Annotated in this window: 12 protein-coding genes; 6 read left to right on the top strand and 6 right to left on the bottom strand. The window is 45.5% G+C overall.

The features are described from left to right. Positions 1-30: 30 nt before the first annotated feature. From PPO43_RS01350 to PPO43_RS01340, 3 genes are read left to right on the top strand one after another with little or no spacing between them, the layout of a single operon-like run. Positions 31-384: a hypothetical protein gene (locus PPO43_RS01350; protein WP_272619993.1), complete on the top strand. Its 354-nt coding sequence runs from the start codon at positions 31-33 to the stop codon at positions 382-384. A gap of 51 nt (positions 385-435) precedes the next feature. Beyond that, the gene (locus tag PPO43_RS01345) at positions 436-987 is read left to right on the top strand and encodes a 3'-5' exonuclease (protein WP_272619992.1); all 552 of its coding nucleotides are present in this window, start codon (positions 436-438) and stop codon (positions 985-987) included. 8 nt (positions 988-995) lie between these two features. Continuing rightward, positions 996-1583 carry a 2OG-Fe(II) oxygenase gene (locus PPO43_RS01340; RefSeq protein WP_272619991.1) on the top strand — a complete coding sequence of 196 codons (588 nt, stop codon included), beginning with the start codon at positions 996-998 and terminating at the stop codon, positions 1581-1583. 308 nt (positions 1584-1891) lie between these two features. Here PPO43_RS01340 and speE read toward each other — a convergent pair whose 3' ends face one another. Further along, positions 1892-3181 (bottom strand): polyamine aminopropyltransferase, encoded by a 1290-nt coding sequence (gene speE, locus PPO43_RS01335; protein WP_272619990.1) that lies wholly within the window; start codon positions 3179-3181, stop codon positions 1892-1894. A gap of 492 nt (positions 3182-3673) precedes the next feature. On the opposite strand from speE, the gene PPO43_RS01330 reads away from it, so the two are divergent. Further along, on the top strand, positions 3674-7390 hold the full coding sequence (locus PPO43_RS01330) for an ATP-binding protein (protein ID WP_272619989.1): 3717 nt from the start codon (positions 3674-3676) through the stop codon (positions 7388-7390). Between the two features lie 199 nt (positions 7391-7589). After that, complete coding sequence (locus PPO43_RS01325; RefSeq protein ID WP_272619988.1) at positions 7590-8861, top strand: CapA family protein; 1272 nt, start codon at positions 7590-7592, stop codon at positions 8859-8861. 211 nt (positions 8862-9072) lie between these two features. Here the strand turns inward: PPO43_RS01325 and PPO43_RS01320 are convergent, their stop codons facing one another. Genes PPO43_RS01320 through PPO43_RS01310 form a run of 3 tightly spaced genes read right to left on the bottom strand, consistent with a single transcriptional unit; the run spans position 9073 to position 12535 of the window. Then, complete coding sequence (locus PPO43_RS01320) at positions 9073-10512, bottom strand: hypothetical protein (protein ID WP_272619987.1); 1440 nt, start codon at positions 10510-10512, stop codon at positions 9073-9075. 5 nt (positions 10513-10517) lie between these two features. Next, positions 10518-11063 carry an adenylate kinase gene (locus tag PPO43_RS01315; RefSeq protein ID WP_272619986.1) on the bottom strand — a complete coding sequence of 182 codons (546 nt, stop codon included), beginning with the start codon at positions 11061-11063 and terminating at the stop codon, positions 10518-10520. A gap of 5 nt (positions 11064-11068) precedes the next feature. Continuing rightward, positions 11069-12535: a hypothetical protein gene (locus PPO43_RS01310; RefSeq protein ID WP_272619985.1), complete on the bottom strand. Its 1467-nt coding sequence runs from the start codon at positions 12533-12535 to the stop codon at positions 11069-11071. Positions 12536-13915: 1380 nt separating this feature from the next. Here PPO43_RS01310 and PPO43_RS01305 point away from each other — a divergent pair. Continuing rightward, positions 13916-14095 carry a hypothetical protein gene (locus PPO43_RS01305; RefSeq protein ID WP_272619984.1) on the top strand — a complete coding sequence of 60 codons (180 nt, stop codon included), beginning with the start codon at positions 13916-13918 and terminating at the stop codon, positions 14093-14095. Positions 14096-14174: 79 nt separating this feature from the next. On the opposite strand, the gene PPO43_RS01300 is transcribed toward PPO43_RS01305, so the two are convergent. Continuing rightward, a complete protein-coding gene (locus PPO43_RS01300) occupies positions 14175-17402 on the bottom strand; it encodes an efflux RND transporter permease subunit (protein ID WP_272619983.1) in 3228 nt (1075 codons plus the stop codon). A 259-nt stretch (positions 17403-17661) separates the two neighbouring features. Then, entirely contained in the window at positions 17662-18783 is a 1122-nt protein-coding gene (locus tag PPO43_RS01295) for an efflux RND transporter periplasmic adaptor subunit (RefSeq protein ID WP_272619982.1), read from the bottom strand. Between the last annotated feature and the right edge of the window lie 120 nt (positions 18784-18903).

Below are 18903 nucleotides of genomic sequence, written 5' to 3'. Positions count from 1 at the left end.
ATACACCACCACCACTTAAATTAGCAAGTTGTGAACACCAAAAAACGTATTATCAAGGATTATGATGCTCTAGCAGAAGAGACCCTTGATCAAATTAAACTCCGCTACCCTCGTGGATTTGCCCAGCACTTGGTCAAATATACCGACCGAAACGGTAAGCTGGTTTCTGCACTTCCCTTCGAATGTGAAGATATTTATTACCTGGTCCGAATGACTATTCGCGAAGCCGAACAAATTATCGAAGACGATGATGACTACGATGATGACGGTATGCTCCGCGATGACTTTGGCCTAGATGATGAAGACGATGCCGCAATCCTCGATGAAGCTAGCCAAAGCGAAGAGGAAGAAGAAGAGGCCGAAAGACTCAAAAACGACGACTAAACTGGCCGCCCCCTCTGTTTTAATTGACAACTCATATATCCAAAACATATTATGAACTTTATCATTTACGATCTAGAAGCTACCTGTTGGAAAAGCGATGCAGAACGGCGGGGGCGCAGCCAAGAAATTATCGAAATCGGCGCACTTCTCTTTAATGAATATGCCGAATTACAATCTAAGTTCGAAAGCTTTATCCGCCCAACCGAACATCCTCAACTCTCCGATTTCTGTACGCAACTGACCGGCATTAGCCAAATTGAGGTCAATCAAGCCGATGAATTTCCCGAGGTCGTTGAAGATTTTCAAGATTGGATCGGCCTAAATAAAGGCGAAGATTACCTACTCTGTTCTTGGGGCTTCTTTGACCGAAAAGCCCTCGCCCGAAACTGTAAACTACACGATTTACCGGCCGATTGGACCGATAAACACATTAGTCTTAAACATCAATATCCCCGAATCAAGGGCATCCGCCGAGAAATCGGACTTAAAAGAGCTGTAGAACAAGAAGGCTTCGAGTTTGAAGGCGCCCACCACCGCGGAATTGATGACGCGATCAACCTGGCCAAAATTTTTGTTAAATACGCCAACCAATGGCGCTTTTAATCCCTTAAATGGAAGAAAAATATGAATCCCTAATTACTGGGATTATTGAGCAAGGCTACGGGCTGGTAGATGACTTTCTGCCAGCCTCTTTTGTGGCCGATATTCGAGCTTATTTGCTTGCCCAAAAAGCCGAATCTAAGTTCAGACCCGCTGGTATCGGCCAACAAGCCACCCAGCATACCACTATCCGAAATGACCAAATCCTTTGGATAGAACCCGATAGCCCCCAAACCCTAGAAGCCCAATACCAAGAGGCCCTAATGGGCTTTCTGCACTACCTCAACCGCAGCTGCTATACCGGCCTGCGCACCGCCGAAATGCATTATGCTTTCTACGATACAGGCAGCTTCTACAAAATGCATGTCGACCGCTTCCAACACGATAGCCGCCGACAGTTTTCCGCCATTTTTTACCTGAACGAAAATTGGAACGATACCGATGGAGGAGAGCTTTTACTCCAACTCGCCAATGGCCGAGAAATGAAGATTGCCCCCCAAGCAGGTCGGCTCGTTTGTTTCAGAAGCCACGAATTACCTCATGCCGTTTTGCCCGCCAAACGGCCCCGACTCAGCATTACCAGCTGGATGCTGAAGTAATTATAAAACAGTTAGTAGCTTTCTACTAGCTGTTTTTTTATGCCGACCTTGTCGCTGTTTTGGGGCCTGCGGCCGCCCTCTAATTTGGGGCGGCCGCCGCTATGCTTCAGGGCTCGCTACTCGCTCGGCCCTTCGCAAAAAACAAGTTTTTGCTCGGTCTGGCCTATGGCCACCCTTGCGCAGCGCTAGGCCATGCTGGCCTTCGGCCAGAGGCGGCTTCGCCGCCTATTTGGACCAAAAAAAAAGCGCAGCCTCCCCCAACGGAAAGACTGCGCCCTAGTTTATTAACGCTTAAAAAAGCCTAAGCCTTATTTCAACATCTTTCGAACGAAAGGAGGCAAAGCAAAAGCAGCTTGGTGTACAGCACCATCATAGTAGCTCAAACCATGCTTTTCTGAGAAAGCATTGGCCGCTGCTTGATCGAGCTGAGGCAATTTGGCTTGTCCATCTTTGCTCGCCATGGTAAAGCTCCAAGTACCTGTGGGATAAGTAGGAATTTGAGCCAAGTAAACCTCTACGGCCTCAGCACCAAAAATATCCTTTAGGCAATGGTTGAGCTCAACAAAAGCTTTTTGGTGGAAGTGAGGGCTTTCGCTCTGCAATACCAAAATTCCATCCTTTTTAAGGGCTTTTTGTACATTTTTGTAGAACTCCTCAGAGAAAAGTCCTTCTGCTGGACCAGCGGGATCGCTACCATCCACAATGATAATATCAAAGCTTTCTGCAGCAGCTTCAGCTACATAAGCAATGCCATCGGCAATTTTGAGGTCCAAGTTAGGATGGTCAAAAGCAGCAGCAATCTGAGGCAAATGCTCTTTACAAGCTTCTACCACATTGCCGTCAATTTCTACCATGGTTACTTTTTCTACTGAATCATGACGGAACAATTCGCGAACAGTTCCCCCATCGCCACCACCAATAACCAAAATGTTTTTGGGTGCAGCATGGCTCAACATAGCAGGATGCGTAATCATCTCATGATAGATGAATTCATCCTTTTCAGTAGTCATGATAAGGTTGTCAATAGTCAACATTTTACCAAAGGCATGAGATTCTAGTACCTGAACCGTTTGGAACTCTGATTTTTTGCGGTAGAGCAAGTTGCCTGTATGACGAAGAGATAGCGCAAGGTTTTCGTCTTTGTCGGTAAACCAAACGTTGCGGCTAAATTTAACTTTGTGCTCAAGTTGAGACTCAGTGCCTTGTCTTTCTTTGAGGAGGTGGTCAATATTTACTCGCTTGAGCAAATCAGCTTGTCCACGATTGATCTCCATGGCTGAACCGTAATCTGCTTCAAAAGCTGTTTTTAGGTAGTCATAAGAAATCCAAGGGTTTACCTCATCGCCACAGGTAAAAAGGTCTACGGCTGCATAGCCGTATTCGGGCCAAGTGTGAATGGCCAAGTGGCTTTCTTGAATAACTACAACGCCAGAAACGCCATAAGGAGAGAAGTGGTGGAAAGTCGCATTGATAACCGTTGCTTGGGCTTCAATAGCGGCATTTACCATAGATTTTTCAATAGTGATAACATCGTTGAGAATGTCGGGAGAACAACCAAAAAACTCAACCAAAATGTGTCTTCCTAAAGTCTTGCTCATCAGCTAAATGTGAAAGTTGTGCGCAGCAAGGGCTGCATGAAAAAAATGAATTTTGCTTGGGGCGGCAAAAATAGAACAAAGTCTTAAGTTGCAAACTTTTTTTGCTTTTTTTTTAAAATTATTAGCGTCTATTTTAGGCCTATAGTAGTTAAGGGGACTGTTGGCCAATAGCACTTATTTTGTTTCTTTGTCTCGCCCAGTTTAAGTTGGGGAAAATCTTTAGAATATCGAAAATATTTTAGTTTTTTTAGGAGAAGCTTCTTTCTTCTGTTTAGAGTCCTACTTTAGAGTAGGCTAAATCGGACTATATTGGCCGTAGGCCAAAACGGCCTAGCGATGTGCAGGGGTGGCCAAAGGCCAGACCGAGCAAAAAAGCGCAGCTTTTTTGCGAAGGGCCGAGCGAGTAGCGAGCCCCGGAACGTAGCGCCTGCCGCAGGCAGGAGGCCCCAAAATAGTATTTAGGCCATCATCATCATCTAGTTTAGCATTATCATGAAACGAACAATATTTTGGTCCAGCTTTATTTTCCTTTTGGGTTTGCTGCTTATTTTATCGGCAAATAGATTAGAGAAATGGGCCTATCGGGCGCCAAGTTTAACGGAGGCAGCAGAAGAGTTGAGGGCGGCGGTGGCTTTTTGGGAGGAAGATTTGGAAAGACGTATTGAGCGACGAGAGTTTTTGATGCGCTCGGTAGATAATGAGTGGCCAGAGGATAGTTTGGAGCGATATAATGAGTTGCCTTATACGCTTTTGATCTATGATGAAGGGGATTCCTTGATTTATTGGAACAATAATGATGTAGCGCCTTATCAGACGGATGTACGCTATAAGAATAAGCCAGAGCGCAGGATGATGGACATGGCTGGCTCTAAATATTTAATGATTAAGCGGCCCTTTAAGGTAATTTTGAATCAAGAGGAATATCGTTATACATTGTTGGGCTTATTGCCTATTTATCTGCGTTTTCCAGTACAGAATACTTATTTGGACAATAATTTTCCGTTGATGTCGGAGGAATTTGGGGACTATGTTCGCCCTAGTATAGATAGTTCTGCCCAGCCTGTTCTGGATGAGCTGGGCTTGGAATATTTGCGTTTGGAGGAGCAGCCCAATTATCCCTATCGAGATACTGCTTATGGGGCTTTGGTCCTTTATTTATTGGGAGCTTTTTGTTGGATTGCCTTGCTTTTTCGTTTGGGGGCAGGGCTTACGCTTCAAAAAGGGCAACTAGTGGGGACCCTCTTCTTTTTGGGGGGGAGTTTAGGGCTTCGGCTTTTGGGCGTGTATACTGAATTGCCGAGATTAACGCATGATTTGCCCTTGTTTAGTTTTAAGTTATCGGATGATGCTTCTCTTTGGTATTATGCTTTAGGGGATTTATTATTGGATTTAAGTTGGATTGTTGCTTTGCTCATTTTTATTTTGGCCAATTGGCGAGAGCAGCCAGTTAAAACTTGGGTGAGTTGGCGAAAAAATACGCTAACGCTTTTTATCTTTTCGGTTTTGGTGGGGGGCTTTTTGTCGCTAGAGCTCCTTTTGCGCGATATTGTCCTCAATGCTAATGTATACTTAGAGTTTGAGAACTCGACTAAGGTGGATGCGCCTTCTTTCTTAGCCATGTTTGCTTTGGTCATCCTCTTTTTTTCCTATTTCCTGTTGGTCAACAAGCTTTATCGGATGTTGGCTGTTTTGCAGTGGAGTTATTTACAGCAAGGCAGTTATTTATTGACTTGCTTAGCCTTTGGGGCTGCTTTGGGCTTGAGTATGGGACTCCCTATTTTTTATATATTGGCCTTAGTGGCTTTTGTTATTGCTTTTGGGATATTATTACTCTGGTTTGTTCAAGAAAAGCAATTGACCTTTATGTGGTTGACGGTTTGGTTGCTCTTTTTTAGTGGAGTAGGGACCTTATTGATAGAGCAGGCCAATCATGAGAAAAACTTGGTCCTTCGCCAAGATTTTCTTAAGGTTCTTACCTTTGAGCAAGATCCGAAAGTAGAAGAAGCTTTCTTAGAATTAGAGCCAAAATTACTCAATGACAACTTTTTTAAGGTTTATTTTAGCTCGCTGTATATCCCTTATAGCCAAGTCGTAGAGCGGCTAACCTACCTCTATCTCGACAATGCCTTCTTTGGCCGCTACGATTATAATATCTATTTGTACAATAGCCTTAATCTGCCTAAAAAGGGAGAACAGTTACCTTATGGACAGCTCAAAGACATTTTTGAGCGCTCACAAAAGATGGCTAGCCCCAATCTCTATTTTTATTCAGATAAATCAGGCCGCTTTATTTATTATGCCGACTTAGAAGTTCGGGAAGGGGGGAAGTTATTAGGACGAATTGTTTTGGAGCTTCGGCCTAAAGAAGAAGATAGCCAAAACTCTATTTATGTAGAATTACTGTCCTTGCCCAAAAGTCGTTTGGAGCAGACTTATGGAAACTTTGAATATGCGCTTTACAAAGGGAACCAAAGAGTATTGAGCAAAGATGGCGATTTTGCCGCTTACTTACCGATTGATGAAGAACTGCCCGAACCCAAGGAGTTTCTACGCAAGAAAAAAGAAGATAAAACCTATTTGCTCTACCAAGATGAGCGCAATTACTTGGGCTTGGTGGCCCTCCAAAAAACCTCTTGGTTACAGCCATTTAGCCTTTTTTCATACATTTTTTGTATCGGATTCTTACTGCTTTTTGTGCTTTTTGTTGGCTTAGCCTTTATGAAGTATTTGCTAAAATGGCAACCCATAAAAATTGAGTTTAAAGCTTCTCTACGAGAACGTATTCAACAGGGAATTGTCTTGGTAAGCCTCTTTTCTTTTATTGCGATTGGGGTGGTAACTATTTTCTATTTCCAAAATGAATACAACGATTATCACAAACAGCGCTTAGAGCGAAAAATTGCGAGTACGGCTAAAACGGCAAGCTGGCAAATTGTCAACCGACCAGATTCTAGCAAAATGATCCCAGACGCAAAGGATTTAGCCAATATCCACAAAATTGATGTGAATGTTTATGGCCTAGATGGCCGCCTGCTCTCTTCTTCAGAAGATGCCGTTTTTGAACGCCGCCTACTTAGCCGACAAATGGACCCTGTCGCTTATCGGAAAATGCGCTTTCAGCAGTTAGATAATTATCCGCAAAGAGAAACAATTAACCACTTAGAGTACCTTTCGGGCTATGTGCCCCTACGCGATGAAGAAAATGAAATTATTGCTTTTCTTAATCTGCCATATGATTTGGCCGGAAGCAATAATATTCGTTCTCAAGATGTGGCGGAGTTCCTTGGCGCCTTACTAAATGTCTATGTGATCTTCCTGATTTTAGCCGCAGGGGTGGCTTTCCTTATCGCTAATTCCGTAACCCGCCCCCTCTCTATTATTGGCGAGAAATTGCGCCTTATTAAGGTAGGCGAGAAGAATGAACAACTGGAATGGAAGGGGCGAGACGAAATTGGCGATTTTGTCCGCCGATTTAATGAAATGCTTCTCGCCCTTGAAGAAAGTTCTGAAAAATTGGCCCAAAGCCAAAGGGAGTCTGCCTGGCGAGATATGGCCAAACAGGTGGCACATGAAATTAAAAACCCACTGACGCCCATGAAACTGCAATTGCAACTATTGGAAAGAGCCGCCAAAAAAAGTCCCGAAAAAGCCCAAGAAATGATGCCCCGTATCTCTAAGGCTTTGGTGGAACAAATTGATAATCTGGCCCGTATCGCTTCCGAGTTTTCCAACTTTGCCAAAATGCCGCCCCCAGAAAATGAGGTGATCGCCCTAGACGAAATGCTGCAATCTATCCAACAATTGTTCAAGGAAAATGAAAGCGAAACCGAAATCGAACTCTTGCAGCCCTTACCTCAATTAGCCGTTTGGGCCGATCGCAGCCAAATGCTGCGCATCCTCAATAACCTGGTCAAAAATGCTATCCAAGCTATTCCCGAAGAACAAAAAGGACATGTCCAAATCCAGTTGGAACAAGCCGGAGAAGATGCCCTGGTCCTCGTCCGCGACAATGGCTGCGGCATCCCCGAAGAACAACGCAAACGCATTTTTGTCCCCTATTTTACAACCAAATCTTCTGGCACAGGCATCGGCCTCTCCATGTGCCGCAAAATGATCCGAGCTATGCAAGGCGAAATCTATTTTGAAACAGCAGAGGGCAAAGGCACCGACTTCTATATTCGCCTCCCGCTTTTCAAACAAGAGCATTAGGTGTTGGGGCTTGCCCGCCCTGCGGGCGGGCCGGGCTGTGCAGCAGCTCGCTGATCGCTCGGCCCTGCAGGCTTTTTCGCTTCGCTTCAAAAGCCTTGGGTCTGCCGCCTGCGGCGGCCCTGCTTTCCATCCCTCAGCCAGGCGCTGCGCGCCTCTGGACCAAAAATCTGCACTTTATTTATCCACTCAACTCTTTTTCATGAAGCATTTTTTCCCCCTCTTTCTTTGCTCGCTCCTCTTTTTGGCCTGTGAACCCACACAAATTGTCGAAAACCAAGAGGTGCCTAAGGATACGAGCCAAATAACGCGTCCAGCTCTAGATACTTTTGTCCATTTTCGCTTCCTTGCCGTAGGCGATTTTATGCAACATGGAGACCAAATTCGAGCCGCCTACGATCCCGCCTCAGGGCAGTTTGATTATGAACCCGCCTTTCGCTATCTCCGCCCCCTTATAGATGCTGCAGATTTGGCAATCCTCAATTTGGAGCTAACCCTAAATGATAAAAATAACTTTAGCGGCTACCCCATGTTCCGCTCACCAGATACTTTGGCCCATTTTATTAAGGCTGCAGGTTTTGACTTACTCTCTACGGCCAATAATCACACAAATGATAATTTTAACTATGGCCTACAACATACCTTAGATGTATTGGATAGCCTAAATTTGGCCCATACAGGCAGCTTTCGAGATAGTACAGAACGAAAGGCAATTTATCCCCTTATTTATGAGCTAGAAAAGGATAGTGTTAGCCTGCGCTTAGCCGTTTTGTCTTTTACTTATGGGACTAATGGCATTCCGACCCGCTCTCCTGGCCTAGTGAATCTCATGGATAGCCTACAAATTAGAGCCGATATTGCCAAAGCTAAAACCCAAAAGCCCGATCTAATTGTTGCCTTGGCCCATTGGGGATTAGAATATCAACTACAACCCAATAAGGAACAACAAAAATGGGAGGCCTGGCTAAGAAATGAAGGCGTGCAACTAATTATTGGCGGACACCCCCACGTTTTGCAGCCTTTGGCCCAAGATAGTAGCAGTGGCCATTTTACGGCTTATTCATTAGGCAATTTTATCTCTAATCAATTTCGCCCGAATACAGATATCGGCTTGGTCCTCGAACTTGATTTTCAAAAGAATCGCTTGACGGGAGAGCTGCAGCCCAAAGGCGCCAGCTATATTCCTCTTTGGCGCCACATCCATCATTACAAACAAAAACCTGTAGAAGATTGGATTTATACGTTATTGCCTATTTCGGCCCTTTTGGCAGATAGTAGTAACTTTGCCCAATTGTCTGAAGCCGAATGGAACAGCATGAAAACAACCTACCTTCGCAACCAAAAGAATTTGGCCAAGGGGGCTGGCCAAGAGCGCTTGTTGCCCGCCAATTATTGGTTGGGCTTTCCGCCCATAGATTCGATTATTACGCCCTTGCCAGCCAGAAAGCATAATTTTCGGCCAAGGATTCGCTAAGCGGGCGGCGAAGCCGCCCCTGGCCAAAGGCCAGTATGGCCCAGCGCTGCGCAGCCGTGGCGCGAAGCGCCAGACCAAAGCCGCCCAAGGCGGCTGCAGGGCCGAGCAGAGAGCGAGCGGCGCAGCATAGCGGCGGCCGCCCCGTTAAAAAGGGCGGCCGCGGGCCCCAAAAGAAAAAAGGTCTAGCCTGTAGAGACTAGACCTTTTGGTTTTATCGATGTCGGAAGAGATGCCCTTCTGTAAAATCGAGATAGGGTTGGTAATTTTCTTCTAGAGCGCCATAGCCATAAGGCGCATACATATAATAGAAGTCGAATTGGGCATTGGCCTCGAATTGAGTAGGATAGGCTATGAGGCTAATGCCAGGATAAATCCCTCTTTGCATATAGTATTGAAAGCTAGGGTGATGTAGCCAGTAGGTGGCTATGCTGTAGTGGCGTTGGTCTTTTTGAACTAATCGGTAGACTTCTGCAAGAACCTTTTTGTTATCCTGATCATAGGTCCATTCTTGAAATACATGAGCCTGCCAGCTTTGCGAAAAGTTGTAGAGCTGAAGCATGAAAAGTCCGCTAGCCAAGTAGATATGAATCCGCCATTTTTGGCTCAAAGCCGCAAATAGTGCAAAGCTGAGTAGTTGGATAAAGGGCAGATAAATGAGGGCTGTCCGATCTATGAGAAAGCGTACTTCAAAAAGCTCATGTGCCAAAATATGGCCGATACTCATGAGGCTGAGCAAAAGCGTGCTCATAAAAATAAGGCGATAAATAGGGGTGTTTTCTTTTCGTTTTAGGGCCAAAAAGATAAGGCCAGCAAGGAGCAAAAGGGGATAGGAGTAGCTGAGTAAGTAACTATACTCTTCTAATCCAATTCCGGATAGCTGCTGCTTGGCTAAAGAGCCAATAGTGTCCTGAATGAGCCCTTTTTCGCCACCAAAGTAGAGCTCTTTTCGCTTAATGAGGCCTTTAAGTGGCTGGCCAATAAATACAATTAAACCCAAAAGGCCCAAGCCCATCACCGCTAATTGTTGCCCAAGCTCCTTTTTGTTGAGTTGGCTAAACAAGAGATGATAAAGGCTATAACTGCCAAAAAGGGCCAAAAGGGGAATCAGTTGAGAAAAGTTAGCATAAACGGAAAGGCAGGCAAAGAAAACGGCCCAAGCTAAGGATTTTGCTTTCGGCTTTATTAAAAAAAGTTGTGTGAAAGCCAATAAGAAAAAACCGTAAGAAAGACCATAGCCTCTGGCTAGGGCAAAAAAGTCATTGAAGTAAGCTTGCCCCAAGACCCAAATTCCAGCGAATAAAAAGAGCGAAAAAGATAGCTGCGGCAAAGCCTTGAGTAAGCGCCAGAGAGCATAGGCAAATAGTCCACCCGCGAGTAAATTGGGCAAACGCAAAGAAAGCTCTGCCGAACCAAAAAGGGTATAGCAGAGCTTCATGAGTAAACTATTGAGAGGATGGTTATTTGCGGTAGCACCTCTAGCAAAAGTCATGATCTCCCAGCTATTTCGGCCAATTACATAGTCTAAATAACTGCGACTTTCATCGTGGGTGAAAGCACAAAAATAGGCTTTGTAAATAGCAAGGGCTAAGATGCTAATGGCTAAGATGCTGTATGCTAGGTCTTTGCTCCAGTTGGATAAGGGGCGGTTCATGGATTTTAGTTTTGTGCAGCTCCTCTAAGGACTGTACGAATTTGCTTATGTAATACTTTCCAATCCGATTCCTCACTCAATTCTGTCTGAGGAACATCAGGGAAGATTTGGAGAATGCCTGGCAACAAATGAGTAAAATACTCTTTGATTTCTTCCGCAGCAGTCTCTTTTTCAATATAATCGGGCAGCTCGGTCAATAGCTCCTCTTCAGAGGCTTGCCCAATAATGATTGCATCTAAAGGATGATTGAGTTCTTCCAACAACTCTTTGAGGGCCTGGGCCTCTTCTAAAGAAGAAATGCAATCGGGATCAAGCAACCAACCCGCCTTAATGTTGCGAGGAAGCTTGCGCAATTTGCTCTGCATCAATTGCTGATAACGAGCTTTTGGATCCAACTCGCCAAGGTTTTTGCCCAAGGCCGATTTGCTGCCGGCCTCTTGCATGAACAAATCACTGAGCGATAGATAGTAGTAGTCTTCTTGCAAGGCCAGTTCTTCTACTTCAAGGCTGTAGACGGCATAAGGGGGCTCTAAGAGCAATAGTGTTTTCATTCTTCTTAAAATTCATAGGCACCAATATCCGGCTGAGCATCTCGTCCCTTGCTCTCTGCATCATCAGTTACGCTCGGATTGAGCGAAATGCCTGCATTGATAAGCGGAGAAGCACTGCTGTCTATTTGGTACGCATACAGTTCTAAATCTCTAAAATAAGGTTCTTGATTGATGAGGCAATTAAATTGCCCCGTAGAAAAAGTATCTACTTTTAGTAGGCAGTTTTCAAAAGCATAGTCCCATTGGGCCCCTCCACTAAAGTCCTCTAAAGAACCCAGCTCAATTTCTTCAGCCCGATTGCCATAGATGACAGAGTTTTGAAAGCGAGCGCGAAGATCTGCTGTTACGGGAACTTCATTCCCATCCGCATCATAACGAACTTCAAAGTCACGCATACTCAAAACCGCCTCGTTTCGGCCCACAAAGGGATTGGTCCCAAAGTTAACTAGATTACAATGTCTAAAGGTATAATCTCCCCCCAAAATATTGATGAAATTATATTGGTTGGAGTTGGCTAGGATGCAGTTCTCGGCCCAAAGACTCCCGAACCGAGCCAAGATGCAGCTGCGATCTACATTGTAAATCATGCTTTTCTTTAGCTCCAATTTGACCGTGGGATGATTTGGTGCCAAAGAATCTATGACAATCCCATCTACGGCATTGCGAATAATGCAACCATGTATTTGGTTGTTTACACTTTCCGCCATGAGGTAAATTCCCCCATGCTGAAAGGGCAATTCCTGATAATCCTCTTCCAATCGATGGGTTTTGAACTCGGCAGGCTGGTTGAGGTCGCCCCCTACATTCACTTTGATCGAGGAATTATGCCCAATAACAATGGTGGCCCGATCACCGGGTCGGCTGGTAGGTCCCCCAAACATGAATACCTCGGTCCCCCCAGGTACCGTCAAAACCGAACTACTGTCAAAGTAGAGTTGGCCCAAAAAGATATAGGGCGTATCGGGGGTTAGCTGGATCTGCTCATTGACAAAACGCGTCTGATAGCCTCTTCGCCCAACATAAATCGCATTCCAACCATAGGCCTCTAAGTATACCTTTTGCTCGCTGCCATTGGTCTCAAATAAAATGGAGTCTAGCCGTATCGCATCCCCATTGTTGGGGTCAATTCGAGCAGAAGCCAAGATATATAAGCTATCTCCCCCCGCTAATTCAAGGTCCTGAACATCTAGAGCATTTTGGCCATCAATGTTTAAACTGAAATCAGAGCTTCCTCCTCCAGCCAAACGAATGCGACTGATCTTTAAGGTTTGATTATGTGGATTATATACCTTAAATCGCCTGCTGGCCGAGCCCATGTCCGTAAAAACGGTATCAAAACTCAAGGTATCGAGCTCAAAGCGAAGATCCGCCCCCGCTCGCGTTAAGAATTGCTCTTTTCGGCAGGCGGTAAACTGTAAAAGGAATAAAAAACAAAGGCCCAAAAAGGTCCAGGAATATTTTTTTAAGATCATATAGCTTGCTATTCTTTTTCTACTAAACGCAGCTCAGCGGTTTTTGGCAAAGCTACAATTTTTTAAGCATAATATTTTTCCGCCTTTCTATTTGCTCAGCCTGCCGAGAGATAAGCATAAAATGTTTTGGAGCTCTTCTTTCTTTTTGATTTGGGGCTGCCCCTCGCTTTGCTCGGGTCGGGCTGTGCGCGGGCTCGCTATTCGCTCGGCCCTTCGCTTTTTCGCTGCGCTCAAAAGCTTGGTCTGGCGCTTCGCGCCACCCGCTACCATCCCTCAGCCGATAGGCTGGGGTTTCCCCAGCCTTGGAAGCGGTATTGCTGCTCTATCCCCTCCAATCATGACCAAAAACAAAAGAGCATTGCCGCTTTGCCGCTGATTTGGACCAATCTCTAGCTTCCCATCTCCTCTGGGGATTTCCCCAAGGCAATCGGAGGCGGCAAATTAGCGTGGGGAAATTCCCCAAGGCGTTTGGATTTTTCCGATTAGCGTGGGGAAATTCCCCAAGGCGTTTGGATTTTTCCGATTAGTGTGGGGAAATTCCCCAAGGCGTTTGGATTTTTCCGATTAACGTGGGGAAATTCCCCAAGGCGTTTGGATTTTTCCGATTAGCGTGGGGAAATTCCCCAAGGCGTTTGGATTTTTCCGATTAGCGTGGGGAAATTCCCCAAGGCGTTTGGATTTTTCCGATTAGCGTGGGGAAATTCCCCAAGGCGTTTGGATTTTTCCGATTAGTGTGGGGAAATTCCCCAAGGCGTTTGGATTTTTCCGATTAGCGTGGGGAAATTCCCCAAGGCGTTTGGATTTTTCCGATTAGCGTGGGGAAATTCCCCAAGGCATTTGGATTTTTCCGATTAACGTGGGGAAATTCCCCAAGGCGTTTGGATTTTTCCGATTAGCGTGGGGAAATTCCCCAAGGCGTTTGGATTTTTCCGATTAGCGTGGGATAGCTGTTTAAGGCCCTATCTTTTTTTTCTGGACTGGGCCTACTACAGATCAGCTAGGCTCGCTTAAAAACAAAATATTGAAAACCCTTGTATTTAAGCGCTTGTCATTTTACCCTAGGGGCAAGTCCCTAGGCTAATAGTAGTAGTCGCCCCCTTCTTTGAGGGGGCTTTTTGTTTAGCTCTATTGATTAACTAGGTCTAGACGGAATTTTCTGTATTGGCTCTTAGGGACAAAGTTTATGTTTGAAGAGCAAGCGAATAGTTAGTAGTTAAAGATTTTGTTCGCTTAACTGTTTAAGTTCAGGAGGAAAGACGAATCCCCTCGAAGGAGGGGATGATAGATTTAATAGCCTAGGGCCTTGGCCCTAGGGTTCCTATGATTTTTTTGTGGGAATGAAAAAACAACAGCCCAAGCGCCGAAGAAAAAAAATAGCCCTTGTTAAAAGCGGTAGAGGATTTTAATCCTCTCCGCACTATATATGTAGAATGTAGTTGTTGTATGGCTGTGGGGTTCAACCCACAGTATTGGCCTAGCGATGCGAAAGGGGGCGGCGCAGCCGCAGACCAAGGCCGTCAGGCCGCAGGGCCGAGCAGAACTGCGAGCCCTGAAGCGTAGCGCCTGCCGTAGGCAGGAGGCCCCAAAAAACAAAAAAGCCCCAGCAAAAGCTGAGGCTTCTATAATTAGCTAAGTAGGATTAGAATAAATTTATGATTAGGAGGACGAGGGCCAGCATAACGACTAGGCCAAAAATCCAGAGGAAGAAATGGTTTCTGCGGCCTTCATAGGCAGATTCTACCTCAATAGGGTGGATGCTTTCTCCGGTCCAAAGTTGGGCTGATAGCCATTTGTAGCGGTTGGCAACCAGCAGACAGGCGGGCAAAAGAAGAAGGGTAACCACAGTGGCCACCAACAAACCAAAGGCAACCGAAATAGCCATAGGAATGAGGAATTGCGCCTGAAAACTAGTTTCTAGTAGGAGCGGGCCGAGACCAAGAACGGTGGTGAGCGTGGTCAAAACAATGGCCCGGAAGCGAGAGCGTCCCGCTTGGAAGGCGGCCTCCATGGGTTCTAAGCCTTCTTTGACAAAGCCATTGTAGGCCGAAACGAGGACCAAGGCATCATTGACCATAATTCCGATTAGGGCGATAATACCGAGCACGGAGAAAAAGCTAATGGGGGCATCTAGGAACCAGTGGCCCCAGATTACGCCGATAAGGCCAAAGGGAATCATGCCAAAAACGATCAGGGCTTGACCAATAGAGTTGAAGGTCAGGGCCACAATGATGAACATCAAAATAAGGATGATGGGCAAAACTTGTTTGATTGAGTTGGCACTCTTGGTTTGCTCTTTATTTTGGCCTTCAAAAGAGAACTCTACAGAGGGGTATTGCGCCTTTAGTCGGGGCGTAATTTCCTCTTTGATGAGCGTGGTGATATCCGAAACTGAAACTCTTTTATTGGCGATATCGGCTTCTACCTTTACCTCCCTTTTTCCGTCCAAGTGCTTAATGCTCACTACGCCGCGTTCAATCTTAAAGTCGGCAATTTCAGAAAGGGGGAATTCGCGGCCATCGGTAAAGCGGATGCGCATATTCTCTAGCTGTCCGATATTGGCTCGATCTTCTGTTTTGTAGCGGACCCAAACGCGGACCTCATCGCGGCCTCTTTGTAGGCGTTGGGCTTCGGCACCGAAGAAACCGCCACGAACTTGGGCGAGTACTTCTTGTAGGTTGAGGCCTAATTGGCGGCCTTTATCATTGAGCGAAACATTGATTTCTCGAAGACCGGGTTGGTTGTCATCCAAAACATCTTTGAGTCCTTCAATAGCTTCTAGCTCCTTTTTGAGTGCTTCTACGGCCTCATCCATATCTTTCAAGTCTGTTCCTAGAACAGCCACAGATACGGGCTTACCAAAGATAGAGCTTCCGCCATAAGAGAGGCTTTCTGGCCCCATGAGTGTTCCTACTTTGGCCCGGATAGAGTCCTGAATGGCCAAAACGGGAGTAGCGCGTTGTTCTCCATCCATTAGGGTAATGGCGAGTTTGCCATTGTAGCTGGCTGGACCGAGGCTGCGTTCAATCTTTTCGATGATGTCTTTACCATCTTCTCTTTGAGCTTTGTAAATCTCATTGACTTCCCAGGCTTTCTTTTCGATATAGGCGAGGATTTCATTGGTATTTTGCTCTCGAGTTCCTGCGGGCATGGTGAGGGTAATGTCAATATTATCTCGTTCAATGAAGGGGAAGAAAGTCGTTTTGACCATTCCGCCACTAACCGCAGCTACAGAAAGGACCATTAGGCCGACTAAAACGGCAATAGGTAAACTTCTTTGGAAACCCGTCAAACAAAGTTGAAGAACAGGAGAGAAGAGATGGTCTCTCATCCAGCCCATAAAGGCATCCATTCCCCCAATCAAGCGATCGAAAAACTGCTCAAAAAGTGTTTTTTTCGCATCTCTGGCCATGGCTCTAGAGTGGGCTAAGTGCCCAGGGAGGATCAGTATACCTTCTACTAGGGAGAAGATAAGGGTCATGATCACCACAAAAGCCATGTTGCTAAAGATATCGCCAATGCGTCCCTCAATAAAGAAGAACATGGAGAAGGCGACCACGGTCGTCAAAATAGCCGAAATAACGGCGGGTAAAACCTCCATGGTTCCTTCTAGGGCGGCTTGGTTGTGGTTCATGCCCTGTTCGTATTTGGCGTAAATATTTTCTCCGATAACAATACCGTCATCGACAAGAATACCAATTACGAGGATCATCCCAAAGAGCGAAACGACATTGATCGTCAAGTCAGCAGAGCTCCCAACAATAAACATCCCTGCAAAGGAAATGGGAATAGCAGCAGCTACCCAAAAGGCAATACTCCAGTGCAAAAAGAAGCCTAAGGCCAAAAGGACCAGAATAAAACCAACCACACCATTTTCTACCAACAAGTCAATCCGCTGTTGCAAAGTAACTGAGCCATCTCGAATGGTTGTTGCTCGGATAGGACCTGCTTTGAGGTTGTATTCTTCTACATAATTGCGCATATAATCCGCAATGGTCAATAAATCTTCCTCATCCGTATTCTGAATAGTAATGACCACCGATTTTTCCCCATTCATGAAGCTACGCTCAGGGTCATCGGCCCACTTGTCTTCTATGTCAGCCAGCTGATAGAGATAGATAATCCCTCCATCTGCTGTATTTCGGACCGGAATATTCTTTAACTCTTCGGCATAATAGCCTTTGTTGCGGGCCCGAACCAATAATTCTTCTTCTTGGCCCTTAATGCTCCCCCCCGTAATCTCTAGGTTACTAGCCTGAACGGCCAAGGCTGCTTGCTGAAAGCTAATGCCGTAGCGAATGAGGTCTTCTTCGCGAAAAGCTACCTCAATTTCCTCATCTGGAAAGCCCGAAAGCGTCACCTTCGACATAATTGGGGTTGAGCGCAACTCATCTTCCATCTGACGCGCCTCCATCTTTAGGGTTTTCAAAGGCACATTTCCGCTAAGCGCAAAGCTAAAGGTAAAGTTGCGGTTCTCTTCTTTGTAAATCCGCAGAGACTCCATGCCCGCAGGAAAAGAGCTAATTTGATTTACCGCATTTTCCACATCTTGCTTGACCAAGTCAATGTCAAAATTACTATTGATCTCAACAGTTACAGAAGCAGCATTTTCAGAAGAAACCGAATTAACCTGCTCCAGCCCCGTCAGGCCTTTCAGGTTTTCTTCAATTTTTAGCACAATACCTTGCTCAATTTCCTCTGGAGAAGCACCAGGCAAAACCGCCTCGATATTGATGAATTTCTCGGGCGCAGGCGGAAAGAAAGTCGATTTCATATTCTTTAAGCCAAAAAAGCCAAAGAGTAGAATAACGACCATCAGGATATTTCCCGCAATCGAGTTTTTAATAAAAAAGGATACTATAGATTTCATAATGAACTTATCGTTAGAATATATTTTTGGGGCAGCCCCGCCCTTCGGGCGGGTCGGGCTGTGTCAGGGCTCGCTATTACTTGCTTCGTTGCGTCAGCTCCCGTTGGTCGGGGCGCTCGGCCGTTATTCCCTTTGGTCATCGAACTGCGGCCTTCAGTCTTGTTGTCAGCGTTAAAGCGCTTCGGTCTGGCCCTTTTCCTTCCCTCAGCCGTTGGCCCTAGGGGCCAGGGCGGCCAAGCCGCCCTCAATGGACCAAAATTTAATTGGCCAATTCTACTTTCATGCCTTCATAAGCAGCAGGAAAGGGCTCAGCCAAAAGCGCTTGGCCATTCTCCAATCCTCTAACTAAGGCCGTTTGCTCCGAAATTTTCACCGCCTGAATGCTTTGTAGCGCTAGGCTTTTTTCTTTGCCCTCTTGAATGACAAAAACAGCGGTATCACCACGCAATAACTTACGGGGAATCTCCATAACATTAGCTAGACGGTTAGCAGATACCTCTCCCGTTAAAAACATGTTTTCTTTTAGGTTGGGGCCCGATACGCGAATAAAAATGGCTACCGTTTGGCTCGCTGCATCAATGGTACTAGAAATCCGACTGATGCTTCCGCTCCATTCGCCTTCTACATCCTCCGATTGCAATTGTACCTTATCTCCCAAACTGATATACTTGAGGTCCACTAATGGAACAGAGGCCTGCAATTCATAGGCATTGATATTCATCAGGCTACCAATTCTTTGGCCTGCCCGAATCAATGAACCCGTATTGATGAGGGCTTCTGTGAGCTCTCCCGAAAAAGGCGCGCGCAGTTCGTATTTCGTCAAGCGCTCTTCAGCACTCTTAATGCTGTAGTATAGATTATAAATATCCTTTAGGGCCAAGAAGTCCTTTTCTCGCTCCGATTTAGGTTCAGGTAAATCGGCAATAAGGGCCTCGGGCTTGAGTTGGCTGCGGTAGTTTTCCCACTGCTCCAAACTCTCCGAAAAGTCAATTTTAATATCAGGCAACATACTCGTAATGACACTGAGTAATTGGGCTCTTTGGGCCCGCAAACTGAGTTCTGCCTCTTTTTTATCTACCTTAATGAGCAATTCGCCCTTAGCAAAGCGAGTCCCTACTCTAAAAGGTTTGGAAGTGGCCAAAAGACGGCCGCCCACCTCAGAAAAAAGCTCTGTTTTTTCAAAGGGAACCAAACGTCCATAAAGCTGTACTTCCGTTTGTATCTCTTGATTTTCTACCGTAATGGCTCGAACTTTCTTCAGAATGGCTGCGGTTTCAGCCTTTTTTTGTGTTTCTGGTCGCTTAGATAATCCTCTAGCCACAACAAAGGAGAGAACTAAAATAAGCACTGCTACAGCAGCAATAATAATTTGGCGAAGCATATAAAGGGTGTTTCAACATCTTTTTGGTTATCAATAGCGCAAAGCTAACAGTTTTCACTTTTTTTTTGTTGTGCATACATGCATTTACAAAACTTTATGATTTTATTCATATTAAGTGTT

Source organism: Saprospira sp. CCB-QB6 (genome assembly GCF_028464065.1).
In the GTDB taxonomy this organism is placed as follows: Bacteria; Bacteroidota; Bacteroidia; order Chitinophagales; family Saprospiraceae; genus Saprospira.
This window is presented reverse-complemented; position numbering and strand designations above follow the sequence as displayed.